Annotated in this window: 25 protein-coding genes; 6 read left to right on the forward strand and 19 right to left on the reverse strand. The window is 69.9% G+C overall.

From position 1 onward, the window contains the following. Positions 1-15: 15 nt before the first annotated feature. The 4 genes from ABD255_RS39245 to hisI all read right to left on the reverse strand — a co-directional run bounded on the left by ABD255_RS39245 (position 16) and on the right by hisI (position 2,827). The gene (locus ABD255_RS39245; RefSeq protein ID WP_344221895.1) at positions 16-276 is read right to left on the reverse strand and encodes an HGxxPAAW family protein; all 261 of its coding nucleotides are present in this window, start codon (positions 274-276) and stop codon (positions 16-18) included. A gap of 55 nt (positions 277-331) precedes the next feature. Then, positions 332-892, reverse strand: a complete 561-nt coding sequence (locus ABD255_RS39250; RefSeq protein ID WP_344221896.1) for a Trp biosynthesis-associated membrane protein — start codon at positions 890-892, stop codon at positions 332-334. Further along, the gene (locus tag ABD255_RS39255) at positions 892-2,382 is read right to left on the reverse strand and encodes an anthranilate synthase component I (RefSeq protein ID WP_344221897.1); all 1,491 of its coding nucleotides are present in this window, start codon (positions 2,380-2,382) and stop codon (positions 892-894) included. Before ABD255_RS39255 ends, ABD255_RS39250 begins: the two co-directional genes overlap by 1 nt. Positions 2,383-2,497: 115 nt before the next feature. Then, complete coding sequence (gene hisI / locus ABD255_RS39260; protein WP_344221898.1) at positions 2,498-2,827, reverse strand: phosphoribosyl-AMP cyclohydrolase; 330 nt, start codon at positions 2,825-2,827, stop codon at positions 2,498-2,500. Positions 2,828-2,886: 59 nt separating this feature from the next. Between hisI and ABD255_RS39265 the strand changes: the two genes are divergently transcribed. After that, complete coding sequence (locus tag ABD255_RS39265) at positions 2,887-3,999, forward strand: dipeptidase (protein WP_344221899.1); 1,113 nt, start codon at positions 2,887-2,889, stop codon at positions 3,997-3,999. Positions 4,000-4,022: 23 nt separating this feature from the next. On the opposite strand, the gene ABD255_RS39270 is transcribed toward ABD255_RS39265, so the two are convergent. Next, positions 4,023-4,889, reverse strand: coding sequence for a GNAT family N-acetyltransferase (locus ABD255_RS39270; protein WP_344221900.1), 867 nt, complete (start codon positions 4,887-4,889; stop codon positions 4,023-4,025). Positions 4,890-5,013: 124 nt separating this feature from the next. Here ABD255_RS39270 and ABD255_RS39275 point away from each other — a divergent pair, with 124 nt between their 5' ends. Continuing rightward, positions 5,014-5,334 carry a Fe-S cluster assembly protein HesB gene (locus tag ABD255_RS39275; protein ID WP_344221901.1) on the forward strand — a complete coding sequence of 107 codons (321 nt, stop codon included), beginning with the start codon at positions 5,014-5,016 and terminating at the stop codon, positions 5,332-5,334. A gap of 221 nt (positions 5,335-5,555) precedes the next feature. Here the strand turns inward: ABD255_RS39275 and ABD255_RS39280 are convergent, their stop codons facing one another. Together ABD255_RS39280 and ABD255_RS39285 are read right to left on the reverse strand one after the other, a co-directional pair. After that, positions 5,556-7,355 (reverse strand): ABC transporter ATP-binding protein, encoded by a 1,800-nt coding sequence (locus ABD255_RS39280; protein ID WP_344221902.1) that lies wholly within the window; start codon positions 7,353-7,355, stop codon positions 5,556-5,558. Next, positions 7,352-9,214: an ABC transporter ATP-binding protein gene (locus ABD255_RS39285; protein ID WP_425554642.1), complete on the reverse strand. Its 1,863-nt coding sequence runs from the start codon at positions 9,212-9,214 to the stop codon at positions 7,352-7,354. The genes ABD255_RS39280 and ABD255_RS39285 overlap by 4 nt, the downstream gene beginning before the upstream one ends. A gap of 91 nt (positions 9,215-9,305) precedes the next feature. Between ABD255_RS39285 and ABD255_RS39290 the strand changes: the two genes are divergently transcribed. Next, complete coding sequence (locus ABD255_RS39290; RefSeq protein WP_344221904.1) at positions 9,306-9,947, forward strand: TIGR03085 family metal-binding protein; 642 nt, start codon at positions 9,306-9,308, stop codon at positions 9,945-9,947. Here ABD255_RS39290 and ABD255_RS39295 read toward each other — a convergent pair. From ABD255_RS39295 to ABD255_RS39310, 4 genes are all read right to left on the reverse strand, one after another. After that, entirely contained in the window at positions 9,933-10,550 is a 618-nt protein-coding gene (locus ABD255_RS39295) for a DedA family protein (protein WP_344221905.1), read from the reverse strand. The two genes, ABD255_RS39290 and ABD255_RS39295, sit on opposite strands and share 15 nt — an antisense overlap. Continuing rightward, positions 10,547-11,314 carry an MBL fold metallo-hydrolase gene (locus tag ABD255_RS39300; protein WP_344221906.1) on the reverse strand — a complete coding sequence of 256 codons (768 nt, stop codon included), beginning with the start codon at positions 11,312-11,314 and terminating at the stop codon, positions 10,547-10,549. Before ABD255_RS39300 ends, ABD255_RS39295 begins: the two co-directional genes overlap by 4 nt. 1 nt (position 11,315) lies before the next feature. Further along, positions 11,316-13,466: an alkaline phosphatase family protein gene (locus ABD255_RS39305; RefSeq protein ID WP_344221907.1), complete on the reverse strand. Its 2,151-nt coding sequence runs from the start codon at positions 13,464-13,466 to the stop codon at positions 11,316-11,318. A gap of 135 nt (positions 13,467-13,601) precedes the next feature. Further along, positions 13,602-14,909, reverse strand: a complete 1,308-nt coding sequence (locus ABD255_RS39310) for a family 43 glycosylhydrolase (protein ID WP_344221908.1) — start codon at positions 14,907-14,909, stop codon at positions 13,602-13,604. A gap of 181 nt (positions 14,910-15,090) precedes the next feature. Here ABD255_RS39310 and dacB point away from each other — a divergent pair, with 181 nt between their 5' ends. After that, entirely contained in the window at positions 15,091-16,704 is a 1,614-nt protein-coding gene (gene dacB / locus ABD255_RS39315; RefSeq protein WP_344221909.1) for a D-alanyl-D-alanine carboxypeptidase/D-alanyl-D-alanine endopeptidase, read from the forward strand. Between the two features lie 135 nt (positions 16,705-16,839). Here dacB and ABD255_RS39320 read toward each other — a convergent pair whose 3' ends face one another. Both ABD255_RS39320 and ABD255_RS39325 read right to left on the reverse strand, forming a co-directional pair. Further along, on the reverse strand, positions 16,840-17,436 hold the full coding sequence (locus ABD255_RS39320; protein ID WP_344221910.1) for a hypothetical protein: 597 nt from the start codon (positions 17,434-17,436) through the stop codon (positions 16,840-16,842). Beyond that, positions 17,429-17,944, reverse strand: coding sequence for an RNA polymerase sigma factor (locus ABD255_RS39325; RefSeq protein WP_344221911.1), 516 nt, complete (start codon positions 17,942-17,944; stop codon positions 17,429-17,431). The genes ABD255_RS39320 and ABD255_RS39325 overlap by 8 nt, the downstream gene beginning before the upstream one ends. A 105-nt stretch (positions 17,945-18,049) precedes the next feature. Between ABD255_RS39325 and ABD255_RS39330 the strand changes: the two genes are divergently transcribed. Together ABD255_RS39330 and ABD255_RS39335 are read left to right on the forward strand one after the other, a co-directional pair. Then, a complete protein-coding gene (locus ABD255_RS39330) occupies positions 18,050-18,655 on the forward strand; it encodes an ArsR family transcriptional regulator (protein WP_344221912.1) in 606 nt (201 codons plus the stop codon). Positions 18,656-18,708: 53 nt separating this feature from the next. Continuing rightward, a complete protein-coding gene (locus tag ABD255_RS39335) occupies positions 18,709-19,965 on the forward strand; it encodes an MFS transporter (protein WP_344221913.1) in 1,257 nt (418 codons plus the stop codon). A gap of 15 nt (positions 19,966-19,980) precedes the next feature. On the opposite strand, the gene ABD255_RS39340 is transcribed toward ABD255_RS39335, so the two are convergent. The 6 genes from ABD255_RS39340 to hisF form a co-directional block, all read right to left on the reverse strand. Then, entirely contained in the window at positions 19,981-21,561 is a 1,581-nt protein-coding gene (locus tag ABD255_RS39340; RefSeq protein WP_344221914.1) for a DHA2 family efflux MFS transporter permease subunit, read from the reverse strand. After that, positions 21,561-22,043, reverse strand: coding sequence for a MarR family winged helix-turn-helix transcriptional regulator (locus ABD255_RS39345; RefSeq protein ID WP_344221915.1), 483 nt, complete (start codon positions 22,041-22,043; stop codon positions 21,561-21,563). Before ABD255_RS39345 ends, ABD255_RS39340 begins: the two co-directional genes overlap by 1 nt. Positions 22,044-22,097: 54 nt before the next feature. Further along, complete coding sequence (locus ABD255_RS39350; protein ID WP_344221916.1) at positions 22,098-23,243, reverse strand: RNA polymerase sigma factor; 1,146 nt, start codon at positions 23,241-23,243, stop codon at positions 22,098-22,100. 6 nt (positions 23,244-23,249) lie between these two features. Further along, complete coding sequence (locus tag ABD255_RS39355; protein ID WP_344221917.1) at positions 23,250-23,657, reverse strand: YciI family protein; 408 nt, start codon at positions 23,655-23,657, stop codon at positions 23,250-23,252. Between the two features lie 100 nt (positions 23,658-23,757). Then, on the reverse strand, positions 23,758-24,225 hold the full coding sequence (locus ABD255_RS39360; RefSeq protein ID WP_344221952.1) for a MarR family winged helix-turn-helix transcriptional regulator: 468 nt from the start codon (positions 24,223-24,225) through the stop codon (positions 23,758-23,760). Positions 24,226-24,230: 5 nt separating this feature from the next. Further along, positions 24,231-24,992: an imidazole glycerol phosphate synthase subunit HisF gene (gene hisF, locus ABD255_RS39365; RefSeq protein WP_344221918.1), complete on the reverse strand. Its 762-nt coding sequence runs from the start codon at positions 24,990-24,992 to the stop codon at positions 24,231-24,233. Positions 24,993-25,045 lie beyond the last annotated feature (53 nt).

Genomic DNA, 25,045 nt, shown 5'->3' on the forward strand with positions numbered 1-25,045 from the left:
CGTTGTCAGGCGCCGTCAGGCGTGGTCGCTGGACCGTGCACCGAAGCCGAGCAGTTGCATCACCTTGCCGACCAGGCCGCCGGCCACGGCGATCCCGACCGAGATCCAGAACAACAGCCAGTTCGGTCCCATCACCATCGCGATGGCACCGAGGGTGAAGCCGACCAGCACGATGGCCACAGCGGTCCAGGCCGCCGGAGTGCTGCCGTGCAGGCCGCCCGCGTGAGCTTCGTCGCTCTCGTAAGTTGCCGGTTGATCAGCGGTCGTATTGTCCATCGTGGCGCCACTCCTCGTCGTCGTCCCGTCCTATTGTGGCGGTAGCCCCCGACCATCAGATCGTCGGGTCCTCACCTGCGTCGATCGCCTTCCACTGATCGACCGGTGTGCCAGACCGGGGCGGTGGGGCGGGGCTCGAATTGAGAACCGCCGGATCACGCTCGTAGCGCCGCGTGGGCCGCTTCCATCGATGAGCGGTCAACAATCCGATCAGCCCCGCGGCGAGCAGCGCGACGCCGCCCGCGAATGCCGGCCACGGAGCCGGTCCGGTGAGGATCTCGAAGGAGTCCGAGCCGTGGGTCAGACCGGGCTTCAGCCGGCTCAGTTCGTCCAGTCCCGGACGAACCTGCAGGGCCACCACGATCGCCACCACGCCGATCAGCAGGACCAGGCCGGACACCACCCGGCGCAGCGCAGTACCGCCGAGTTTGGTCACCACCACCGCGACCAAAGCGGCCAGCCCCAGCACGATAGGTGCGCTGGTGACGTCGTTCCCCTTGAAGTCGACCGTGGGGCCGCTGCCCGGCTCGACCGAGGTCCACGTCAGGTAGGCCGAGATGCCGAGCAGGGCGAGGGCCACAACCGCCAGGAGGTCAACCAGTCGTTGCGGGCGCATCAGATCTCGGAGAACGTGCCGGCGACGGCGATGGCGTTCAAGACGGCCGCGGCCTTCGTCCGGCACTCGGCGTCTTCCGAGGCCGGGTCCGAGTCCGCGACGATGCCTGCGCCCGCTTGGACGTAGGCGGTGCTGCCGCGGAGGACCGCGGTACGGATGGCGATGGCCGTGTCGGCGTCACCGGCGAAGTCGAGGTAACCGACCACGCCGCCGTAGACGCCGCGCCGGGTGACCTCGAGCTTGTCGATGATCTCCATCGCCCGCGGCTTGGGGGCTCCGGACAACGTTCCGGCCGGGAAAGCGGCGGTGAGCGCGTCGAAGGCGGTCTTGCCCGCCTGCAGGCGGCCGGTGACGGTCGACTCCAGGTGCATCACGTGGCTGTACCGGCGGACGTCCATGAAGTCGACCACCTCGACCGTGCCGGGCGCGCAGACCCGGCCCACGTCGTTGCGTCCGAGGTCGACCAGCATCAGGTGCTCCGCGCGCTCCTTGGCGTCCGCGCGCAACTCCTCCTCCAGCGCGTGGTCCTCCTCCGGCGTGGCGCCGCGGGGACGCGTTCCGGCGATCGGGTGCAGGATCACCTTGTTGTCGGTGACCTTGACCAGCGCCTCGGGGCTGGATCCGACAATGTCGAACCCGTCCAGCCGGACCAGGTACATGTACGGGCTCGGGTTCGACCGGCGGAGCACCCGGTAGATGTCGAGGGCGCTCGCGGTGGTCTGCAACTCGAACCGCTGCGAGACGACGATCTGGAACGCCTCGCCCGCGCGGATCTCCTCCTTGGCGTGCTCGACCGCCTCCCGGTACTCCGCGCTGGACCGCTGCCGGTGCGGGTCCGGCTGCGCGTGCCGATCCGCCTGTACTACGTACGACGGCGTCGGCCGGGCCAGGTCCTGCTCCATCGCGTCGAGCCGGCGGACGGCGTCGGCGTACGACTCGTCCACCCGCTCGTCGGAGTCGTCCCAGTTCACCGCGTTCGCGATCAGCCAGATCTCGCCGGTCTCGTGGTCGAGAGCGGCCAGGTCGGTGGCGAACAGGAAGGTCAGCTCGGGCAGGCCGAGGTCGTCGCTCGTTGTGTCGGGCAACTTCTCCAGCCGGCGGACGGCGTCGTACCCGAGGAAACCGACCATGCCGCCGGTCAGCGGGGGCAGGTCCGGCAGCCGGGGCGTGTGCAGGATCTCCAGCGTCTCGCGGAGCGCCTGCAGCGGGTCGCCGGTCTGCGGCAGGCCGACGGGCGGGTTGCCGGTCCAGTGGGCTTCACCGTTGCGCTCGGTCAGGGTGGCCGCGCTGCGCACGCCGATGAAGGAGTAGCGGGACCAGACCCCGCCGTTCTCCGCCGACTCCAGCAGGAAGGTGCCCTCGCGCTCGGCGGCGAGCTTGCCGTACACGCCGATCGGGGTCTCCGCGTCGGCCAGCAGACGGCGGGTCACCGGGATGACCCTGCGGTCCTTGGCGTACTCGCGGAAGGTCTCCAGGGTGGGACTGGTCATGGGGCCTCCCGGCCTGGACTGAGGAGCGGAGGGAGCGAAGCGACTGGAGTGACGAGGGAAGGCCGGGAGTTCAGCCCCATGACCCGCCGAGCCGGAGGCGAGGCCAAAAGCAGAGTCACGCCTTGACCTCGATCTCACCGTGCTCGAAGCAGCTGCGGGTGCCCGTGTGGCAGGCGGGGCCCTCCTGGTCGACCAGGACGAGCAGGGTGTCGGCGTCGCAGTCGACGAGGATCTGCTTCACGTACTGCTTGTGGCCGCTCGTCTCACCCTTCACCCAGTACTCCTGCCGGCTCCTCGACCAGAACGTGCTCCGGCCGGTCTCGGCCGTCCGCCGGATCGCCTCGGCGTTCATCCAGCCGACCATCAGAACCTCGCGGGTGTCGTACTGCTGCACGACGGCCGGGATCAGCCCGGCCGCGTCGAAGGTGAGTTCTGCGGTGTCCACCACCCCATTGTCGCCGATGACGGGTCGCGGTCGGACCAGGTGTCCGGCAAGATGTCCGAATGACCTCCAGTGTTGCCCGGGTGCAGGGGCTGTTGCAGGAATTTCCGTTGGTGGACGGACACAACGATCTTCCGATCGCCTACTACGAGTTGTGTGAGTACGACCTGGACGCCTACGACCTGAGCGTCTCGGTGCCGAAGCTGAACACCGACCTGCCGCGGCTGCGGCTCGGGCAGGTGGCGGCGCAGTTCTGGTCGTTGTGGGTGCCGCAGGACGCGAACGCGGTCCGGCGTACCTTCGAGCAGATCGACTTCGTCCGCCGGCTGGTCGCGCGCTATCCGGAGTCGATGCAACTGGCCGACACCGCGGACGACGTCCAGGCCGCCTTCAAGGAGCGCCGGATCGCGTCGCTGATGGGGATGGAGGGCGGCCACTCGATCGGTGAGTCACTCGGTGTGCTGCGGATCATGCGCGCGCTCGGCGTCCGGTACATGACGCTCACGCACAACAACAACGTGTCCTGGGCCGACTCCGCCACGGACGAGCCGGTGCTCGGCGGGCTGAACGCGTTCGGCGAGGACGTGGTCCGGGAGATGAACCGGCTCGGCATGCTGGTCGACCTGTCGCACGTCTCCGCCGACACGATGCGGCACGCGCTGCGGGTGACAGGCGCGCCGGTGATCTTCAGCCACTCGTCCGCCCGGGCCGTCTGCGACCACCCGCGCAACGTGCCCGACGACGTGCTGCAGACGCTGGCCGGCAACGACGGCGTGTGCATGGTGACGTTCGTGCCGCTCTTCACCTCGCAGGCCTACGTGGACTGGGTCGCGGGTGCGCGGGAGGTCGCGGGTCAGCTCGACCTGGATCCGCTGGTGCCCGCGCAGCAGAAGAAGCTCGCCGAGGCGTACGGAGTACCGAAGCCGAAGACGACGCTCGAGGACGTGGTGGCGCACGTCGAGCACGTCCGGGAGGTGGCCGGAGTCGACCACATCGGGATCGGCGGCGACTACGACGGCTGTCCGGAGTTCCCGGTGGGGCTGCCGGACGTCGCGTCGTACCCGTCGCTGTTCTACGCCCTGGCCGACCGCGGCTGGAGCGACCAGGAGTTGGCGAAGCTTGCCGGTGGCAACATCCTCCGGGTGCTCCGGGCAGCCGACGAGGTCGCTTCCTGACGTCGCGCCAGCCAGAGCAGTAGCTAGAACGGGCGCTTCTGGTCGCGGGTCTCGGGCAACACCTCGAAGCCGGCCGCGCGGTAGGTCGCGACCGCGCCGACGTTGGAGCTCGGGGTGCAGACGAGTGCGCTCGACGCCCCGAGGTCGCGGAGCGCGGCGGCCGCGGCCAGCGTGATCGCCCGCCCGTACCCGTTGCCGCGGAAGTCACGGTGGACCCCCATCGGCTCGAGCAGCCCGGGCTTGCCAGGACCCGCCGACCACACGGTCACCGCGGCGACGGCGTCACCTCGCTCGTTGCGCCCGACGAGACAACGCGCACTCGCGTACGGCGTACCGGCAGCCATCGCGTGCCAGCGTTCGTCGGTGAAGCTGGATCCGTCGAACGAGGCCCGCTGTACTGCGGTACGCACCGCGGCGTGCTCCGGCCCGACCACGTCGACCGCGACTTCGGCGTCCTCGACCGGCTCGGCGAGATCGCGCCGTAGCGGCGTCCACGGCTCGGCGGTGTTCCAGCCGTCCTTGAACAGCAGGACCTTCACCCGCGCATCAGCCGGGGACTCGACGTACACCTCGCCCTCGATCAGTACTCCGCGCGCCGGCTCGACCAGGTCCGCCTCGATCTGCTGCGCCAGTTCGTCATCCGCCAGCGCATCCGGCGCGATCGCCAGCCGAAGCAGATCCGGCTCGTCCAGCATCCCGATCGCCAGCACCTCGCCGTCGCGGTCCCACACCCGGACCGAATTGGCCGTGCGCTCAGCCCCGAACCGCCAGAACCACCCGAGATCCCCGGGATGCAACTGGACCGGTCCAGTATCCGCCTGCCAGTCCGCCAGCTTTCCCACCAACGGCCCCAGGCCGGCGACCTCAGGCGTGCTCAGCCGAATAGTCATACCGCCATCCCACACCATCCGGCCGACCCCTCGCACTCGACTTTCCGGCATTCCGGACGCGGATGTTTGCCGTTGAGGCGATCGGGCACGGGACGCGCTCACGCAATCGATGCGAGGAGTAGTTGTGCTTACCCTGACTGAGAACGCCACCCTGGTGATCAAGAGCATCACGGGCGTCGAGGGCGCTCCCGAGGGAGCCGGTGTCCGGATCTCGCAGGAGAACCCGGCCGACCCGGCACTGGCTGTGACGACGACCGAGGCGCCGTTCCCGGGCGACGCGGTGGTCGAGGAGAGCGGCGCGCGGGTGTTCCTGGAGGAGAACGCGTCCGCCGCGCTCGACGACAAGATCCTGGACGCGGCGGTGGACGACAAGGGCGGAGTCGAGTTCCTGCTCGTCCCCCAGCCGGGTGCCGGCCGAGAGAACGGCTCGTCCCCCGCGCACTGACAAATTTGTACTCCGCCCGAGCCCCCGCAACTGCGGCCGAAACCGTCGACTCCGGCTGACGCAGGCTCCAGCTGGCGTCGGTTTCGGGGGTTGGGTGGGGTTATGAGCTGAGGTTCACGGGTTGGTTGGTCGACGCCTCTTTCCCAGGCCGCCGGTCCGTGTCCTCACGGGCGCCCATCCGCTAGCAGTCCTCCCACGGGTGGGCGCCCGTGAGGATCCACTCAGAGAGCCGTGCGTTGAGCGATCCAGCTGGCGTGCAGGCGGGTGTAGACGCCGCCGGCCGCGACCAACTCGGCATGAGGGCCGCGCTCGACGACGCGGCCGTCGTCGAAGACCAGCACCTCGTCCGCGGCCTCCGCGGTCGACAACCGGTGGGCGATCGTCACCGAGGTCCGCCCGCTCATCAACCGCTCCAGCGCCGCGTTCACCCGTACTTCGGTCCCCGGGTCGACCGCCGACGTCGCCTCGTCCAGGACAAGCAGATCCGGATCCGCGATGTTCGCCCGGACCAGCGCCACCAGTTGGCGTTCACCGGCCGACAAAGACTCGCCCCGCTGCCCGACCGGCGAGTCCAGCCCGTCCGGCAACGACTCCAGCCAGTCCGTCAGCCCGAGCGACTCGAACGCGTCGAGCAACTGGGCGTCGGTCACGTCGGGCCGCCCGAACCGGACGTTCTCGGCGAGGGACGAGTCGAAGAGATACCCGTCCTGCGGAACCATCACCACCCGCTCCCGCAGCGACGAGAACGAGATCTCCCGCGCGTTCACCCCGTCCAGCAGGACCGCGCCGGAGGTGGGATCCATCAGCCGGGTGAGCAGCTTGGCGAAGGTGGTCTTGCCCGAGCCGGTCTCGCCGACCACCGCGACCCGGCGATGCGGTTCCAGCCGGACGTCGACGTCGCGCAGTACCAGCTCGCCTTCGGGGTAGGCAAAGTTCACGTCGGCGAACTCGACCGTGATCGGGCCGCGGGACTGGGTCACCCCGTCGGGACCGGGGTCGACCACGTCGGCCGGGGTCGCGATCACGCCGAGCACCCGGCGCCAGCCGGCGAACGCGCTCTGGGCGTCGGTGAGCACCTGGGTCGCGATCTGGACCGGGTCGGAGAACAGCGCGACCAGGAACATGAACGCCAGGATCTCCCCCAGCGTCGCCTCGCCGTCGATCCCGAGCAGCACACCCGCGGTCAGCACTCCGGCGTTGGCCAGCCCGGCCGCGAGACCGCCGATGGAGAAGGTGATCCCGGTGATCGCCTGCGCCCGGGTCGCGGTGTGCCGGTAGTCCTCGATCGAGGCGTCGATCCGGGCCTGGGTGCGCTGCTCGATCGCGTACGCGCGGACCACCTGCGCGCCGACGACCGGCTCGGCGATCGCGGACAGCATCTCGCCGACCTTCGCCCGGACCACGCCGTACGCGGCCGACATCTTGCGCTGCAGGTACTTCAGGCTGGCGAACAGCGGCAGGAAGCAGACCAGCACGACCAGCGCGAGCTGCCACGAGTAGACGAACATCACCACGGTCGCGAGCAGCATCTGCCCGAGGCTGACCAGGAAGATGAACCCGCCGAACTGCAGGAACTGCGACACCGTGTCCACGTCGGACGTCACCCGGCTGACCAGGGCGCCGCGCCGCTCGGTGCTCTGGGTCAGCACCGGCAGGTCGTGCACGTGCCGGAACGCCTTGATCCGCATGGTCGCGAGCCCGCGCTCGGAGTTCTTCGCCAGCCGCACGGTGGTCAGGTACGAGGCGAAGGCGGTGACCAGGATCCCCGCCGCACACAGCAGGCACATCCACGCCACGAACGACATGTTCGGACCGCCCGGCCCGGACAGGCCCTTGTCGATGGTCTGCTGCACGGCGATCGGTACGACGATCCGCCCGCCCGTCATCGTCAGCGCGAGCAGGCCGGTGACCCACCAGCCGCGGGCGAGCTCGGGCGAGATCCGGATGCCCTGGCGAAGGGTCTCCAGACCACCGGCGTTGTCACCGGCGTCCAGTCGGCTGCTGGCCTCTGCGGTGCTCACGCGGACGCTCCTTCGGAATCGAGATCGTCGAGTTCGGCTTCGAGTGCCGCCTCTTCCTCGCGGCGGGCGGCGTCCTTCTCATAGGCGTCGACCAAGTCGCGGTACGCGGCCGACCGCTCCTGCAGTTCCAGGTGCGTGCCGTGGTCCGCGATCCGGCCCTCGTCGAGGAACAGCACCTCGTCGGCCAGCGCGATCGTCGCCTTCCGGTAGGCGATCACCAGCACGGTCGTGGCCGCCTCGTCACCCTGTACGGCGGTCCGCAGGCCGGCCAGGATCCTGGCTTCCACCTGCGGGTCCACCGCACTGGTGGCGTCGTCCAGGATCAGCAGCCGCGGCCGCCGGACCAGGGCGCGGGCGAGCGCGATCCGCTGCCGCTGGCCACCGGACAGCGTCGTACCGCGTTCGCCGACCTTGGTGTCGAGCGCGTTCGGCAGCGACTTCACGAAGCCGTCGCCTTGGGCGATTCGCAGCGCGTCCCAGACGTCCTCGTCGGAGTAGTCGCCGCCGAGCGTGATGTTGCCGCGGATGGTGTCGTCGAAGAGGAACGCGTTCTGCGCGACCAGCGCGACCGACCCGGCGAGTTCGTCCCGGGCCAGCGACCGCACGTCCAGCCCGTCGATCTCGACCGCCCCTTCCTCGGGGTCGATCAGACGCGTCAGCAGCGTGGTCATCGTGGACTTGCCCGAGCCGGTCGGTCCGACCATCGCGACCGTGCGACCGGGATCGACGGCGAAGTCGACGCCGGACAGTACGTCGCGCTCCGGCAGGTAGCCGAACCGCACGTCCTTCACCTCGAGCCGGGCCGCGGTCGTCGCGGTCAACTTCTGGTCGCCGTACTCCATCCCGCCCTCGGCGGTGAGCACGCGCCGCACCCGGTCCCAGCCGACGACCGAGCGCGGCAGTTCGCCGAGCACCCAGCCGAGCGCGCGGATCGGGAAACCGATCAGCGTGAACAGGAAGGCGACCTGGACGACGTCGCCCGCGTCCGCCGCGCCGGACCGGACCCGGCCGACGCCGACGAGCAGCACCAGCAGGACCCCGATCCGGGGCAGTCCCTCGATCACCGGGTCGAACGCGCCGCGGGCCTTGTTCACCGCGATGTTCGCGTCGCGCAGCGCGTAGGTCGGTTCGCGGAAGCGCTCGGTCTCGGCGGCCTCGCGGCCCAGCGTCTTCACCACCAGCGCGCCGTCGAACGACTCGTGCGCGACCTCGGAGACGTCGGCGCGCAACTCCTGGGCGCGGGTGGCGAGCGGCTGCAGGGTGCGCTGGAAGATCACGTTCGCGACGAAGACCAGCGGGAAGACCAGGCAGCCGACCAGGGCCAGCCAGACGTCGGCGGCGAACATCGCGGCGGTGGCGAAGGCGAGCATCGCGATCACGCCGATCGCCATCGGCAGCGGGGCGATCACGAACCAGATCGACTCGACGTCGGCGTTCGCGTTGGACAGCAGGTTGCCGGTCGGGTGCCGGTGGTGCCACTCCAGCGGGAGCGTCAGGTACTGCCGGGTGACGCGGCGCCGGTACGTCGCCTGCAGCCGGAACTGCATGATGCCGGCCCCGATCCGGCGGCCGACCACTCCGATCGCGCGCAGGACCGCGATGCCGAGGAAGAGCGAGACCAGCGAGGCGAGCGCGCCGAAGGTGGTGTCACCGCGCTCCAGGGCGGGCCGGATCACGTGGTCCGTCGCCCAGCCCAGCGCCCAGCCGTCGGCGACCGTCATCGCGCCGTACAGCATGCTGGCGAGCACCGAGAAGGCGAAGACCCACGGCTCCTCCCAGATCGCCACACGCAGGACCGCGAAACCGCGCCGGGTCACGCTCCCTTTACTGGGGACTTTCGGCTGCGGCACGCAAAACATCCTTAAAACGGCAGTGTCAGGGGCGTAGCCACACACGTGGCTGACAACGATTGACATTCTGCCACTCGTCTCCGACAACTACGATCTAGTTGTGGCTGACTACAGCAAGGTGGAACGACTGGCTCTGTGTGATCTCTTCGACCAGGTCGGGCCTGATCAGCCAACACTGTGCGAGGGGTGGACGACGCACGATCTGGCGGTCCACCTGTACGTCCGGGAGGCCGATCCGCTGGCCGGGCCCGGCATCATGATCCCCTCGCTGGCGGACACCACCGAGCGGCGGATGGCGCAGGCCAAGGCGAAGTACTCGTTCGCCGAGATCGTCGACAAGGTCCGCACGGGGCCGCCCACCTTCTCGATCTACTCGTTCCCCGGGCTCGGCCACAACCTGAACACCACGGAGTACTTCGTCCACCACGAGGACGTCCGCCGGGCCCGACCCGACTTCGAGGTACGCGCGCTGCCGGCGGAGCAGCAGCGAGGGCTGTGGAAGGTGGTCCGCGTCGGCTCCAGGACGATGACGAGGAAGGCTCCGAGCGGCCTCGTACTCCGTCTCCCCGACGGCACCGAGGCCGTCGCGAAGAAGCCGACGGACCTGGGCACCGTCACCGTGACGGGTGAACCGGCCGAACTGGTGCTGTTCTGCTTCGGCCGCGGCCGGGTCGCGCAGGTCGATCTGAACGGTGACGCCGAGACGATCGAGAAGCTGCGCAGCACCTCATTCGGTGTCTGAGACAGGCGCTCCGGACAGCGGTTTGACCTCGGCGGTCTTCCGCCGGTGCCGCTGGACGAGGCTGCTGATCACGGTGGTCAGCAGCACCAGCACGATCGCGGCGAGGACGCCCTGCCACGGCTCGTCGAACAAGGCGTAGCCGAGCAGCCCGATCGCCATGTAGAACGCCGCCCACAGCGACGACGCGGCCAGATCCACCACGGCGAACCGATGCCAGCGGTATCCGGCGAGTCCGGCGGCGAGCAGCACCGGCACGCGTCCACCCGGGATCAACCGAGAGGTCAGCAGCACGGTGATCTCGTGCTCGGACAACCGGACGCGGAGCGCGTCGAGCGAGGCGTTGTCGCGGAGCCAGCCGATCCGCTTCGCCAACTTCTCCCCGCCCAGGCGGCAACCGGCGTACACGATCAGGTCGCCGAGATACGCGCCACCCGCACCAGCGATCAGTACGCCGACCAGCCCGATCGGGTTGCCGTGAGACGCCAGTACTGCGGCCGCCGACACCGCCGCGCCCGTCGGCAGAACGGGCAGCACCGCACCGAGCAGGACCGCCCCGGCCAGGACACACAGGTACCAGAAGTCGAAGTGCGCGTCGCCGCTCATCGGCCGACCACCTCAGTCGACTCCCCCGGCACCAGCAACTCCACCTTCACTGCCGCATCCACCTCGTGCATCGCAGCCTTGAACTGGTCCCCTGGCGGCAGGAACAACTCCGGCTTCATCCAGTCACAACCGATCGGCCAGAACGTCCCGAAGTGCACCGGCACTGCGACCCGTGCCCCGACCCGGCGGACAGCCTCAGCCGCACGCACCGGATCCAGGTGCCCCGGGCCGAGCGAGGGACCCCAGCCGCCGACAGGGACCAGGGCCAGATCAACCGGGCCCGCCTCCGCCGCGAGGCCGTCGTACAGGTCGGTGTCGCCGGCGAACCAGGCGCTCGGCGAGCCCTCGATCCGGAACCCGACCGCGGGCGCGGTGTAGGAGGACCAGGGCAGTCGGCGGTTGTCGTGCGCGGCGGTCACGACGGTGATGTCGAGCGCGCCGATCCGCACCTGGTTGCCGGGGGCAACCTCGATGCACCGGTCGGAGTAGGCCGGTCCGCAGTCCGCGTGGATCAGCCGCGCGGCGCCTCGCGGTACGACCAGCGCCGCACCCGGAGCGATCAGCGGGAGCGAGGTGAGGTGCAGGTGATCCGCATGCAGATGCGACACCAGTACTGCGTCGCAGTCGCCGGCCTCGGGAGGCGGCGCGGGCCCGCGACGGCGGCGTACGTGCGCGATCCGCGAGGTCAGCACCGGATCCGTGAGCAGCCGCGTGCCGTTCTCCTCGATGGTGGTGGTGCTGTGCCCCCACCAGGTGATGCGCAACTCAGGCCTCCACGCTCGCGTCCGACGAAGTGGCGACACGTTCCGCCGGATCGTCGGTCGCGACCGCGTCGTCGGCGCGCTGACCGAGTTGCTCGAGCCAGCTGATCAGGAGGGCGTGTACCGCGTCGGAGCCTACGGGTGGCTCGTCGACCACGAAGCGGCGCGGGTGCACCAGGACCGCCTCGGTCTGCCAGCCGCCGATGCCACCGTGGCAGCCGACCAGTTCCTCGAACGCGGCCACCTCGTGGGTGTACTCGTCCAGCCGGCTGATCACCACGATGTCGCCGTTGTGCGGCATCTCGGCCTGCCGGAGCATCGACGCCGGGGCTGCGGGGCCGTACGGCAGGAGCGGGTCGGTGCCCTCGATCCGGCCCGACCGCAGGACGTGGACGCCGGCCCGGCCGATCGCGACCGGACCTTCGGCGAGTGAGTCCACCACGACGAATCCGATGCCCGGGTGCATCGCCAGGCCGGGGATCAGCCGCGGGTGCATCAGCTCGATCTCCTCCAGCGGCACCCGGCCGGGCGTGGTCGCCAGGTAGATCAGCGCGAGGTTCCCCGAGGAGGTGACGATCATCTGCTCGTCGGCGGCGACCGGCGGTTCGCAGTCGGCCGGCCCGAGCTCGACCTCACCGCGCGGCGCCTTGCCGTGAAGCGCCTTCCGGGTGACCGAACCGGCCACGCTCCGACGCAGGCTCAGCTCGGTCAGGAACGCGTTCACCGGACCCCAGCCCTCGGACCGGCCGGTGGCCGCCACCGGCTCCTTGGTCGTGTCGACCAGGTCGTCGACGACCGCCGTCAGGGTCCGGCCGTACCGCTGGAGGAAGGTCGAGCCCTGGCTCTGGCCGTGGTCCGACAGCACGACGATCTCGTACGAGTGCGGCAGCGTGTCGATGATCCGCTTCAGCGCGCCCATCACCCGGTCGAGGCCCTCGAGGGTCTGCAGCGACTCCGGGCGGGTCGGTCCGGCGTGGTGCGCGACCTCGTCGTAGTCGACGAAGTCGCAGTAGATCACCGGGGTGCCCTTGATCAACTCGTCGGTGACGAGGGAGACGTTCAGGTCGCGGAGCAGGACGTTGGAGATGGCCCGAAGGAAGATGTAGGACCCGCCGCGGTTGACCCGCGGTACCAGGTTGCGGCGCCGCTGCCGGCGGGCCTGGTGCAGCTCCTTCACCATCTCGGCGACACACAGCACCAGGCCGCGGGCCGCGCCCTGCGGGCTGGAGAAGAACCGGACGTAGCCCCGGCTCCGGCCGTTCGGCAGCGCCGCCCGGCTGAAGACCAGTTCCGACTTCGGCGCGTCACCGGACCAGTTGTTGCTGATGCTGGCGCCGCCGTCGGCGAGCAGGCCGCGGCCGGTCGACATCCGCGCCTCGATCTCGGCCGCGTCCCGGGACCGGTTGGTCACCATCACCCGGCCGGTCTCCTTCTCGTACCACCGGAAGGCCGGGATCTGGCCGGAGCCGCCGTGCAGGATGCCGGCCTGGCTGGCCGGGGTGGTCGCCGGGACGCCGGTGTGCCAGCCGACCATCGAGTGGCTGCCGTCGCGGATCCAGCCACCGATGTGCGGCAGGTTGCCCGACAGCACCATCCAGTTCAGCAGCGGCGCGGACAGGCCGTCGAGCTGGATGATCAGCAGGCCGGTCTTCGGGGCCGACTGGATCCGGCGGGCCCGGCGCCGGACCACCCGCATCACCTCGGAGACGTACGCGTCGTCACTGCCCGCGTAGGCCACCCAGCCGACGAAGGCGCTGACCGAGGCCATCACGATCGCGACCAGCAGCGGCGCCTCGACCCCACCGTGCAGGTTCACCCCGGGATCGACGGTGACGGCGAGGTAGACGACGCCGAACTGGGACAGCAAGCCGCCCACGAGTACGCCGACCGAGCCGATCAGGATCGCGATCCCGGCCAGGATCCAGCGCACCAGCAGCCCGATCACCGCCAGGATCACCACCAGCCGCAGGACCGGCAGGGTTCCGTCGCTGCTGATCTGCGGCAGCGTCCAGAAGGTGATCACCAGCGAGACCAGCGACGCCAGTCCGCCGAGGAGCATCGCCTGCAGGCCTCGGGTGGTCCGGCGCACATCGACCCAGACCGGCGACCGGCGTTGCCGCCGGCCGGCGGATACCTGTTCAGGTGGTTTTGCCATCAGGTCCTTCGGACTCCCCGTTCATGCGTCTGTACCAGTCCGAGCCTACGAGGCCCGGTCCACACCGGCGGTACTGCGCCACGCATCGAACGGGTGGATCCAGGGCGATCCCCGACCCCGGAACAGGGTCAACCCTCACTGGAGTTCGAGGTAGTCCACCTCCGTGTACGCCGTGCCCTTGGTCAGCCGGACGGTGTTCCAGCCCTGGTTCAAGGTGACTCCGACCGACGTCTGCCGCCACTGGTCCCAGCCGGTGACGGGGTAGCCGACCGAGCCGACGTTGTTGCCGTTGACAACCAGGCCGTGGCTGGCGGGACCGGCCGAGCCGTTCGCGTAGCCGACGTACAGGGTGTAGTTGCCGGCCCGCGGGGCGTAGACGCGGTTCTCGACCCAGGAGTCGGCGAAGTCGATGTACGCCGCGACCGCGCCGTTGGAGGCACCGGCCGCGTTGGTGCGGACCCGGCAGTTGTTCAGCGTGCCGCTCTCCGCCTCGGTCCGGACCCGGCTGCCGCGGACGATCGGGAGGTCGTTCGCCCAGCCGACGTCCGCGACGAACAGGTGCCGGGTGTTGTTCACCCAACCGTGCAGGAACACCCGGTCACCGACGAAGTCCGCGCCGCCCGGGCCGCAGACGGCGTTGTCGAAGCTCGCGGTCGTCATCAGCGGGCGGTACGCGACGCTCCACGGGCCGGTGAGCGAGGTTGCGGTGGCGTAGGAGGTCAGGTAATTGCAGTCGTTGTAGCCGCCGCCGGAGAAGAACAGCACGAACCTGCTCGCCCGCTGGACAAGGTCGGGCGCCTCGATCACGCCGCTGGACGAGATCAGCGCGGTGTTGCCGCCGACCAGGTTCACGCCGTTGTTCGCAGTACGGGTGAGCCAGAGGGTGGAGGGCTTGCCGATCGCGTTGCCGTCGTTCTTCCAGACCAGGTAGCGGGTGCCGTCGTTCGCGACGAAGGTGTTCGCGTCGATCGCGCCGCCAAGGTCGAGCGGGCAGAAGAGCGGCTGGCTGCCGACCGGGGTGAACGGGCCCAGCGCGGAGTTCGACAGTGCGACGCCGATGCACTGACGCCCGGACGCCTTGTGCCAGGCGGTGTAGGTGAGGGTGAAACTGCCATCGGCGTTCGGATGCACGTCCGGCGCCCAGGTGCGGCCTGGCTGCGCCCAACTCGCCGACGGTCCGCCGGGCATCGCGTCACCGCGGATCGTCCACGGACCACCGGGGCTCGGCGCCGTGGCCACCGGGACATGACCGCGTCCGTTGTTCGTCGAATAGGCGTACCAGGTGCCGTTCCTCTCGAACACGTCCGGATCCGGGAAGTCCTCGCGGATCACGTCGGCCGGGAACACCGCGGCGGTCGTCTTCCGTACTGCGGCCTCGGCGGGTGGCACGGCCGTCAGCACGGCCGCGAGGCTGAGCAACACCGCCAGAATTCGTCTGCGCACAGCAACTCTCCTCAGGTGGGGCGGAACCTGTGGAGAGCACTTTTCCATCGATTCACCTAGAGGGCGAGAGATGAAAGCCGGATCGAACAGCGGTTTCGTCGCGCGATCACTGGACCCCGAGGGCGACGGGATGGAGACTCCCGGTAGCTAGTTGGTTTTCGCCCGATTTCAAGGAGTCCTCGTGAAGTTTTTACCGAGAGTGGCAGCGTCACCCCGTGGAGTGGTCGCTGTCGCCGCGGCGGTGGCGGCGACCGCCGGGCTGCTGAGTCAATCCGGCGGTGCGCTCGGCCAGACCGCGGGAACCGCGGCACCGGCGGCCGTCCAGGCGACTCCGCTGCAGCAGCAGCTCGACGCGTTGCTCGCCGATTCGCGGTTCCAGGGGTCGCAGGTCGGCCTGGTGGTGCGAGACGCGACGACCGGCGAGACGCTGTACGACCGCAACGGCGCGACCCGGCTGCTGCCCGCCTCGAACACGAAGCTGTTCAGCTCGGCGGCCGCCATGGAGACCCTCGGCGCCGGCTACAAGTTCCACACCGACGTACTGGCGACGGCGCCCGTCCGCGACGGCAAGCTACGTGGGGACATCTACCTGAAGGGGTACGGCGACCCGACCGCACTCGAGTCGGACTACGTCGACCTGGCCAAACAGGTCGCCAAGTCCGGCGTGAAGCGGATCAGCGGTGACCTGGTCGCGGACGACACGTACTTCGACAAGGTCCGGCTCGGCGACAGCTGGGCGTGGGACGACGAGCCGTTCTACTACTCGGCCCAGATCTCCGCCCTGACGCTCGCGCCCGACACCGACTACGACTCCGGTACCGCGATCGTCGAGAGCCTGCCCGGTGGCACGGTCGGCGCGCCGGTCAAGCTCGCACTGGTCCCGGCGAACGGAGTACTGAAGCTCGTCAACACCGCGACGACCGGTGCCGCCGGGTCCGCGAACACGCTCAACGTCGAGCGCGACCACGGCACCAACATCGTCCGCGTGACCGGCTCGGTCCCCGCGGGCGCGACCGTCGGCCAGGACTGGGTCACCGTCTGGGAGCCGGCCCTGTACGCCGCTGACGTGTTCAAGCGGGCACTCGCGGCCGAGGGCGTCCGGGTCGACGGGCGCATCCGTCCGGCGGCGGCTCCGGCCGCGGCCCAGCAACTGGCCCGGGACGAGTCGATGACCGTCGGCGAGCTGATGAACCCGTTCATGAAGCTCTCCAACAACATGCACGCCGAGACCCTGGTCAAGGCGATGGGCGCCGTGGTGAAGGCGAACGGCAACTGGCCGACCGGCCTCGGCGTCGTCACCGAGTACGCGAAGAGCGTCGGCGTCCCGACCAGCACGATCCGGCTGTCCGACGGGTCGGGCCTGTCCCGCAAGGTCAACGTGACCGCCCAGAGCGTCACCGACCTGCTGCTGGCGACCCAGCAGGAGCCGTGGTTCCAGCAGTGGTACGACGCGCTGCCGATCGCCGGGAACCCCAACCGCTTCGTCGGCGGCACGCTGCGCAGCCGGATGGCCAACACCCCGGCGGCGAACAACCTGCGCGGCAAGACCGGCTCGCTCACCGGCGTGACCGCGCTGTCGGGGTACGTGTCCACCAAGGACGGCCGCAAACTGGTCTTCTCGATGATCAGCAACAACTACCTGGTCACCCCGCGGCCGGTCGAGGACGCCGTCGGCGTCACACTGGCCTCCTGGACCGACCAGGCGCCGGTCGCCACGATCAAGCCCGACACCAGCCGGAGCGCGCTGGCTGCCGAGGACACCTGCGGCGGCAACGAGTGGGTCAAGCCCTGCTGAAGCGTTGGACAGTACGGCACATCGCCAGCGACATCCGGCGGATGCGACTGCGTGCCTAGGGTCCCGTCAAGCTACTTCGCTCGCGGGAACTGAACTTCCTCGCCGGGACGGTCGCGGTCCGGCCCGGCGAGGAAGTCAGTTCAGGACGACCCGGTGCCCTGTACTCCCGGCCAGGACGGTCCGGGCGCCCACATCGCGGCGCAGATCGAGGGAAATCCGCACCACGGCGTCCTTTTGACACTGCGGCCCTTCCGGTTGATCCGGGGCGGTGTAGCGGTAGGCGGCCACCCGGATCGTCGTGGCGGTCTGCGCGAGGATCCGCGCGACGGTGTGTGGCAGGCAGGTCTCCGCCTGGGCGTCGCGAGCGGCCTCGACGACCAGCACGTCCGGCCGCTCCGGATCCACCCGCACCGCCTTGATCGGGATCTCCTTGTCCAGCCGGAGGACCGTCGTACCCAAACCGAACTGGTCCGGCGGCGGGCCGTCGTCCAGCAGGCCGACCGCCGCCGTCGCGATCGTCTGCGCCGGACCGGCCGGTTCCTCGGCCTGCGGCAGCCCGGTCGCGGCGAACGCGGCACCGCCGGCGACCACCACTACCGCCACCGAGGCCGCCAGCATCCGAGTACGCCGCTGCCGACGGACGGCGCGTTCCACGAACTCGAACGGCGGCGCCTCGTCGGGAGTCTGCTCGTCGACGTACTCGGTCAGCAGTTCCGTCCGCGGGTCACGCATGATCAGGCACCTCCTCCTGGACCTCGAGCAGCGGCGCGAGCGCCTGGCGGGCCCGGGCCAACCTCGATTTCACCGTGCCGGGGGGCAACTCCAACTCGTCCGCGATCTGTTCGATCGGCAGATCCATCACGTAGTGCAGCACCGCCACCGCCCGATGCGCCGGGCTGACCCGAGCCAGCGCAGCAGCCACGTCCAGCGCGTCCGGATCGGGTCCATCCACCTCGGCCGGCCTGCGGGTCAACTTCGCCATCGCCCGGGCAGCCACCTGCTGACGCCGCAACCTGCTCACCAACGCCCGTACTGCGACCGCCCGCACCCACGCCTCCGGGTCGTCATACCGGCGGATCTGGTCCCATCGGCCGAGCAGTTTCACATAGGCGTCCTGCGCGATCTCTTCGGCGTCGGCGCGCGAGCCCCCGATGGACACCAGCAGGCCGATCAGCCGCGGCCAGGTACGGCGGTAGAGCGCCGCGACCTCCGCTGCCGGATCCCCGTCGATGTCCCTCACACCCCTAACACGCGGTGGTCCCCCGGCCGGTTCCACTCCCGGGGCAAGTTTCTTCGCCGGGCTCCGGCATTGCCAGAGCGAGATCTGAAAGATTACTCTCGAAACATGTCTCTCAGAAATCCGTACGGCGATTTCGAGGTCACCGACCCGCAGGCGATGCGGGCGCTGGCCCACCCGGTCCGGCTGGCCGCGCTCAGCTACCTGCAGAAGAACGGCCCAGCCACCGCCACCCAGTTGGCCGAGCACGTCGGGGCGTCGCCGTCGGTGACGAGTTGGCACCTGCGCCACCTCGCCTCGTTCGGCCTGGTCAGCGACGGGCCGGGGCCGGAGGGGAACTCGGACAAGCGGCAGCGCTGGTGGAACGCGGCCGCGCGCGGCTTCCGGTTCGAGATGCCCGCGACGCCCGAAGGCGCCGAGGCCGGCCGACTGCTGCGGGCCGAGATGCTGAACCAGGCCCTCGAGGCCGCCCAGCACTGGCTGACCGAGACCGAACCCGCGCTCGATCCGGAGTGGAGTCAGGTCGCCGGGTCGTCGAACACGAGGCTGGTGCTCACCCGCGAGGAAGCCAACGCCCTGGAGAGCGCGATCGAGGACCTGATCGCGCCGTACGTCAGGCGCCGCAACGAGGGCACGTCGCCGCCGGAGGCACGCCCGGTCCGGGTGATCCGCCTCTCGCTGCCCGAGGCGCCGGCATCAGGCAGCGGCAAGTGAGGACTTGCCACATGAGGACAGCGACATGAGGACGGCGACATGAGGACGGCGACATGAGGACGGCGACGGCGACGAGCCTGTGGCGGGACCGGCGGTTCCGGACCTTCTGGTCCGCGCAGGGCGTCTCCGAGTTCGGCGACCGGATCACCGAACTCGCCCTGCCGCTGATCGCGGTCACCCTGCTCCACGCCTCCCCGAGTCAGGTCGGCTTCCTCACCGCCGCGGTCTGGCTGCCGAACCTGGCGTCGCTGTTCATCGGCTCCTGGGTCGACCAGCACCGCGACAAGCGCCCGTTGATGATCGCGGCCGACCTGACCCGGACGATCGTGCTGCTGTCGCTGCCGGCGGCGTACTGGCTTGATGTGCTGACCCTCGGCCACCTGTACGCGATCGCGATCCTGGCCGGTACGGCGCACGTCGTCTTCAACACCGCGTACGCGTCGTTCTTCATCCGGCTGGTCAACCGCGACCAGTTCCTGGAGGCGAACAGCAAGCTGTCGGCGACCCGGTCGGTCTCGTTCATGGCCGGTCCGGCCGTCGGCGGCCTGCTGGTCCAGTGGCTGACCGCGCCGGTCGCGATCGTCGCGGACGCGTTGACGTTCCTGTTCTCGGCGGTGCAGATCAGCCGGCTGAAGGTGCCGCCGAGCGACGCCGACGAGAGCGGGGAGTCGTTGCTGCGAAGAGCCCGGTCAGGGATGGGCTACCTGCTGCGGCATCCCTACCTGCGGGACAATCTCGGCTGCGCGACCACCGTCAACTTCTTCAACATGATCGGCATGGCCCTGCTGGTCCTGTTCGCCAGCAGGAACCTGAACCTGTCGGCCGGCACGATCGGCATCGCCTTCGGCATCGGCGCCTGCGGCGGCCTGTTGGGCGCGGTCGCGGCCACGCCGCTGACCCGCCTCCTCGGCCTGGGCAGGCTGATAGCCCTGGGTGCCGTCGTGTTCCCCGCGTCCCTCGGCATCCTCGCCCTCGCGTCCGGGCCGGTGTGGACGCGGGCGGTCGCCTTGGCGACGGCCGAGTTCATCGGCTCGTTCGCGGTGATGTGCTTCGACATACCGTCGAACTCGCTGAAGGCGGCGGTGACCCATGAGCACATGCGGAGCCGGGTCGCCGGCGCGTTCAGCAGCATCAACTACGGAGTACGGCCGCTCGGGGCGGTGGTCGGCGGCCTGCTCGGCACCTGCATCGGAGTCCGCGAGACCCTGCTGGTCTCCGCGGTCGGTGGCTTCTTCGCCGTGCTCTGGCTGCTCCGCTCCCCCATACTCCGCACCAAGAGCCTCGACGGTCTCGAGCCACCGACCGGTTGAACGGGACAGCCGGTGTCAGTCCAGCTCCACGGGCTCGTCGAGCTTCGCGACCGTACGGCGCAGCGGGACCTCCTTGATGAAGAGGACCGCGATCAGGCTGACCAGCGCACACCCCGCGGCGATCAGGAAGATCCGGCCGGTGGCGTCGCCGTACGACTGCCGGACCAACTCGGCGAGCTGCGGCGGCAGGTGGTTCACGTCGAGCAGACTGGGGCCGTCCGAGCCACCTTCCTGCAACTTGCGTGCGGTCTCGGCTCCGCCGGGAGTGGCCAGAACTCCCTGGATCAGCAGGTCCTTCACCCGGACGGCGAGGACCGCTCCGAGAACGGACACGCCGACCGCACCACCCAGGCTGCGGAAGAACGACACCGAGGCACTGGACGCGCCGATCTCGCTGACGTCGACGGTGTTCTGCACGGCGAGAACCAGGTTCTGCATCATCATGCCCATGCCGATGCCCATCGCGAGCATCCCGCTGCCGACGTACCAGTACGGGCTGGTGTGGTCGATCGTGCCGAGCACCACCAGGCCGGCCACCAGCAGGACGCCACCCGCGATGAGGTACCGCTTCCACTTGCCGAAGCGGGTGATCATCTGGCCCGAGCCGACCGATCCCAGGAACGAGCCGAGCATCATCGGAATCGTCAGCAGGCCGGCCTCGGTGGGGCTGTAGCCGCGGGCGATCTGGAAGTACTGGCCGAGGAACAGGGCGCTGCCGAACATCGCCACGCCGACCGCGAGACTGGCCACGATCGCCAGCGCGGTGGTGCGCTCCTTGACCACCTTCAGCGGGACCAGCGGTTCCGCGGCCCGGTTCTCGACGACGACGGCCAGGATGCCGAACAGCACCGTGCCGCCGACGAACAGCGCCGACTGCCAGGAGAACCAGCCGAAGTCGTGTCCGGCGAAGGTCACCCAGATCAGCGGCAGGCCGGCCGCGACGCTGATCAGGATCGCGCCGAGGTAGTCCATCGTGACCCGCCGCTTGACCAGCGGCAGGTGCAGGTAGCGCTGCAGCACGATCAGACTGATGACCGCCAGCGGAACGCAGACGTAGAAGCACCAGCGCCAGCCGAGCCACGAGGTGTCGACGATGACCCCGCCGATCAGCGGACCGCTGACGGTGGCGACGGCCATCACGGCACCCATGTAGCCGGAGTACCGGCCGCGGTCGCGGGGTGGGATCGCCGCGCCGATGATCGCCTGGGCCAGCGCCATCAGCCCGCCCATCGCCAGGCCCTGCAGCACCCGGGCACCGATCAGGAACGGCACGTTGTGGGCCATCCCGGCCAGGGCCGAACCGATCACGAACACGACGATCGCGATCTGGACGAGCAGCTTCTTGCTGATCAGGTCGGACAGCTTGCCCCAGATCGGCGTGGACACCGTCGTGGCCAGCAGGCTCGCGGTCAGCACCCAGGTGTACTGCGTCTGGCTGCCGTCCAGGTCGGCGATGATCGTCGGCAGGGCGTTGCTGACGATCGTCGAGCTGAGCATCGCCGTGAACAGCGCGGCGAGCAGCCCGACCAGGATCTCGAGGATCTCGCGGTGAGTGAGTTCCGGTGCCGGTGCGGGCCGGGTCTCGGTGACAGACATCAATCTCCAGTCGAAGTGTTCGGGTGCCGTGCGGACTCGGCCGCCTGGGTCACCGCGGACGCGATCCGGCGCAGCGCGTCGGCGGCCGCGATCATCTCGTCGTCTTCCCAGTCCGACAGAGCGGCGCGGAGTTGCCGGGCGTAGCCGGCGTACAGAGCGTCCAGCCGGTCCCTGCCGAGCTCACTGAGCTGGACGAGCGAGACGCGGGCGTCAGCGGGATCGGGTCGACGGCTCACCAGTCCGTCGGCCTCCAGCGTGCTGAGCTGGCGGCTCACCACGGACGCGTCGACGCCGAGCTTCGCGGCGATCTCACCGCCGCGCTGCTCACCGCCCTTGGCCAGCACCTTCAAGACACCGGCATCGGCCCGTTTGAGCCCGGCATCGGGCCACAAGTGCCGGTGCTCGACGCACCGCACGGCCCGGACCAGGGAGCTGACCCCTTCGAGGACGTCCTGGGCCGGCGCATCGTGAGCTAGTTGCATAACCCAACTATATGAGCATTAGTTGGTTTCTGCAACCATCTGTTGGAGTGGGAGTCAGCGACGCCGGCCGGCGTTGAGCCGGGCGGCCTGGCGGGTCAGGAAGTCGCGCTCGGCGAGGTTGGGCGCCTTCCGGGCAGCCTCGGCGTACAGCCGTGACGCCGTGGCCAGGTCGCCGTCGCGCTCGTGGAGGTACGCCGCCACCGCGGTGTGGCGGGGCAGGGAGTCGTCCAGCGCCGCGAGCGCCGCCAGCCCGGCCCGCGGTCCGTCGGCCTCGCCGACGGCCACCGCGCGGTTGAGCCGCACGACCGGGTTGTCGGTCAGGCGCGTCAGTTCGTCGTACCACTCGACGATCTGCACCCAGTCGGTCTCCGCAGCGGTCGGCGCGTCAGCGTGGAGTGCCGCAATGGCGGCCTGGGCCTGGAACTCGCCCAACTGGTCGCGGGCGAGCGCCGCCTGCAAGATCTCGACGCCCCCGGCGATCAACTCGGTGTCCCACCGGCCGCGGTCCTGCTCGGCTAGCGGAATCAGGCTGCCGTCGGGCGAGGTCCGGCTGGCGCGCCGGGCGTGGTGGAGCAGCATGAGGGCGAGCAGCCCCCGCACCTCCGGGTGGTCGATCGCGACCGAGAGTTGCCGGGTGAGCCGGATGGACTCGGCCGCGAGGTCGACGTCGCCGGAGTAGCCCTCGTTGAAGACCAGGTAGAGGACGCGCAGCACGGTGGCGACGTCGCCGGGCTGATCGAAGCGCACGCCGGCGACGGTGCGTTTGGCCCGGCTGATGCGCTGCGCCATCGTCGCCTCGGGCACGAGGTAGGCCTGGGCGATCTGGCGGGTGGTCAGGCCGCCGACGGCGCGCAGCGTGAGTGCGACCGCGGACGACGGCGTCAGCGACGGGTGAGCGCACAGGAAGTAGAGCTGGAGCGTGTCGTCGCCCCCGGGCGCTGGCTCGGGCACCGGCTCCTCGTCGACGAGGTCCTCACGCTTACGACGGGCGGTGTCCGCCCGGGTCGCGTCGAGGAACCGGCGCCAGGCGACGGTGATCAGCCAGCCCTTCGGGTCTCGCGGCGGGTCGGCCGGCCAGACCCGGACCGCCTCGACCAGCGCGTCCTGGACGGCGTCCTCGGCCGCCGCGAAGTCAGCTCCGCGGCGGACGAGGATCCCGAGCACGCTCGGCGTGAGGCTCCTGAGCAGTGCCTCATCCATCGGAGCTCACTCCGTGATGGTGGGCCGCGCGGCCAGGAACGGGCGCAGTTCGAGCCACTCGTGGATCGGCTTCCCGCCCGCCCCCGGGGCGGCCGACAGCTCGCCGGCCAGCTCGAGGGCCCGCTCGTGACTGTCGACGTCGATCACCATCCAGCCGGCGATGAGGTCCTTGGTCTCGGCGAACGGGCCGTCGGTGACCGGCGGGCGGCCCTCACCGTCGTACCGGACGAACGTGCCCTCGGGGGCGAGCGCCTGACTGTCGACGAACTCGCCGGTCTGCTTGAGCCGGTCCGCGAAGTCGCTCATGTACCGCACGTGCGCCGAGATCTCCTCCGGCGTCCACCGCTCCATGGGGACGTCGTTGACCGGAGCCGGAGCGCCTCGGTAGTGCTTGAGCAGCAAGTACTTGGCCATGGTGTTCTCCTCGGTGCTGGTGCGACCCATTCTGGTCGCCCTCACCGCGGTGCGGAGCCGCCCACGGCTTCTCGCCATCTCCGTCGGCAGTTCTCGCAGGCTAACTGAGGTCGAGGTTCAGGCGGGCCAGCAGGCGGGCCAGGTCGGCCAGGTCCGGGGAGTCCCAGCGGTCGAGGATCGCGCGGAACTCGGTCTGCCGCTGGGCTCGCATGGCGCCGAAGCGCTCGGCTCCGATGGTGGTCATCCGGAGCAGCCGGGCCCGGCCGTCATCGGGGTCGCCGACCCGTTCGATCAGGCCGAGGGTCTCGAGTTGGGTGAGGCCTCGGCTGACGGTGGACTTGTCCAGGCCGAGCGCCTGGGCCACCTCGGACGCCCGTACGCCGGGCCGCCCGGCCGCCGTACCGAGGTCGATCTGGGAGATCAGCGCATACCCGGCGGCGTCCATCTCCTGGTGGACCCGGCGGGCGAGCTGCATCTGGGCCGAGCGGGAGCGGCGGAACAGCGTGGAGAGCTCCTGCTCCACCTCCGCGATCAGGCGGCTCGTCTGCTCCGGACGCTGCGCCACCATCTCGGTCACCGAACCACGATGCCGGCGTCGCGCAGGGCCTTCTTCACATCGGCGATCCGCAGGTCGCCGAAGTGGAACACGCTGGCGGCGAGCAGTGCGTCGGCCCCTGCCTCGACAGCGGGCGGGAAATGTTCTGGCAGCCCCGCTCCCCCGCTGGCGATCAGCGGTACGTCGACCACCGCGCGGACGGCCCGGATCAGCTCCAGGTCGAAGCCCTGCTTGGTGCCGTCGGCATCCATCGAGTTGAGCAGGATCTCGCCGGCGCCGAGTTCGACACCCTTGCGGGCCCACTCGATCGCGTCCAGGCCGGCGGACTTGCGGCCACCGTGCGTGGTCACTTCGAAACCGCTCGGCTGGTCGGCGGCACGCCGTACGTCGAGGGACAGCACCAGCACCTGGTTGCCGAACCGGTGCGCGATCTCCTCGATCACCGCGGGCCGGGCGATCGCGCCGGTGTTGATGCCGACCTTGTCCGCCCCCGCCCGCAACAGCCGGTCCACGTCGGCCACCTCGCGCACACCACCACCGACGGTGAGCGGGATGAACACCTGCTCGGCCGTCTGCCCGACCACCTCGTACGTCGTCTCGCGGGAGCCCGAGGACGCGGTGATGTCGAGGAAGGTCAGCTCGTCGGCCCCCTCGGCGTCGTACAGCCGGGCCATCTCCACCGGGTCGCCGGCGTCGCGGACGTCCACGAAGTTGACACCTTTGACCACCCGGCCCGCGTCGACATCGAGGCAGGGGATGACACGCACGGCGAGGCTCACGGGGACAAGGCTAGCGACAACACCCAGCAGGCACGGCCGAAAGGGTCACGAGT

Origin of the sequence: Kribbella sancticallisti (assembly GCF_039530625.1) — a bacterium.
GTDB lineage: Bacteria > Actinomycetota > Actinomycetes > Propionibacteriales > Kribbellaceae > Kribbella > Kribbella sancticallisti.

Coding starts and splice junctions, on each gene's coding strand:
- ABD255_RS39245 (WP_344221895.1), bottom strand. CDS start 276: ATGGACAATACGACCGCTGATCAACCGGCAACTTACGAGAGCGACGAA.
- ABD255_RS39250 (WP_344221896.1), bottom strand. CDS start 892: ATGCGCCCGCAACGACTGGTTGACCTCCTGGCGGTTGTGGCCCTCGCC.
- ABD255_RS39255 (WP_344221897.1), bottom strand. CDS start 2,382: ATGACCAGTCCCACCCTGGAGACCTTCCGCGAGTACGCCAAGGACCGC.
- ABD255_RS39265 (WP_344221899.1), top strand. CDS start 2,887: ATGACCTCCAGTGTTGCCCGGGTGCAGGGGCTGTTGCAGGAATTTCCG.
- ABD255_RS39270 (WP_344221900.1), bottom strand. CDS start 4,889: ATGACTATTCGGCTGAGCACGCCTGAGGTCGCCGGCCTGGGGCCGTTG.
- ABD255_RS39285 (WP_425554642.1), bottom strand. CDS start 9,214: ATGTTTTGCGTGCCGCAGCCGAAAGTCCCCAGTAAAGGGAGCGTGACC.
- ABD255_RS39295 (WP_344221905.1), bottom strand. CDS start 10,550: ATGAGCGGCGACGCGCACTTCGACTTCTGGTACCTGTGTGTCCTGGCC.
- ABD255_RS39305 (WP_344221907.1), bottom strand. CDS start 13,466: ATGGCAAAACCACCTGAACAGGTATCCGCCGGCCGGCGGCAACGCCGG.
- ABD255_RS39320 (WP_344221910.1), bottom strand. CDS start 17,436: ATGCGTGACCCGCGGACGGAACTGCTGACCGAGTACGTCGACGAGCAG.
- ABD255_RS39330 (WP_344221912.1), top strand. CDS start 18,050: ATGTCTCTCAGAAATCCGTACGGCGATTTCGAGGTCACCGACCCGCAG.
- ABD255_RS39335 (WP_344221913.1), top strand. CDS start 18,709: ATGAGGACGGCGACGGCGACGAGCCTGTGGCGGGACCGGCGGTTCCGG.
- ABD255_RS39340 (WP_344221914.1), bottom strand. CDS start 21,561: ATGTCTGTCACCGAGACCCGGCCCGCACCGGCACCGGAACTCACTCAC.
- ABD255_RS39345 (WP_344221915.1), bottom strand. CDS start 22,043: ATGCAACTAGCTCACGATGCGCCGGCCCAGGACGTCCTCGAAGGGGTC.
- ABD255_RS39350 (WP_344221916.1), bottom strand. CDS start 23,243: ATGGATGAGGCACTGCTCAGGAGCCTCACGCCGAGCGTGCTCGGGATC.
- ABD255_RS39355 (WP_344221917.1), bottom strand. CDS start 23,657: ATGGCCAAGTACTTGCTGCTCAAGCACTACCGAGGCGCTCCGGCTCCG.
- ABD255_RS39360 (WP_344221952.1), bottom strand. CDS start 24,225: ATGGTGGCGCAGCGTCCGGAGCAGACGAGCCGCCTGATCGCGGAGGTG.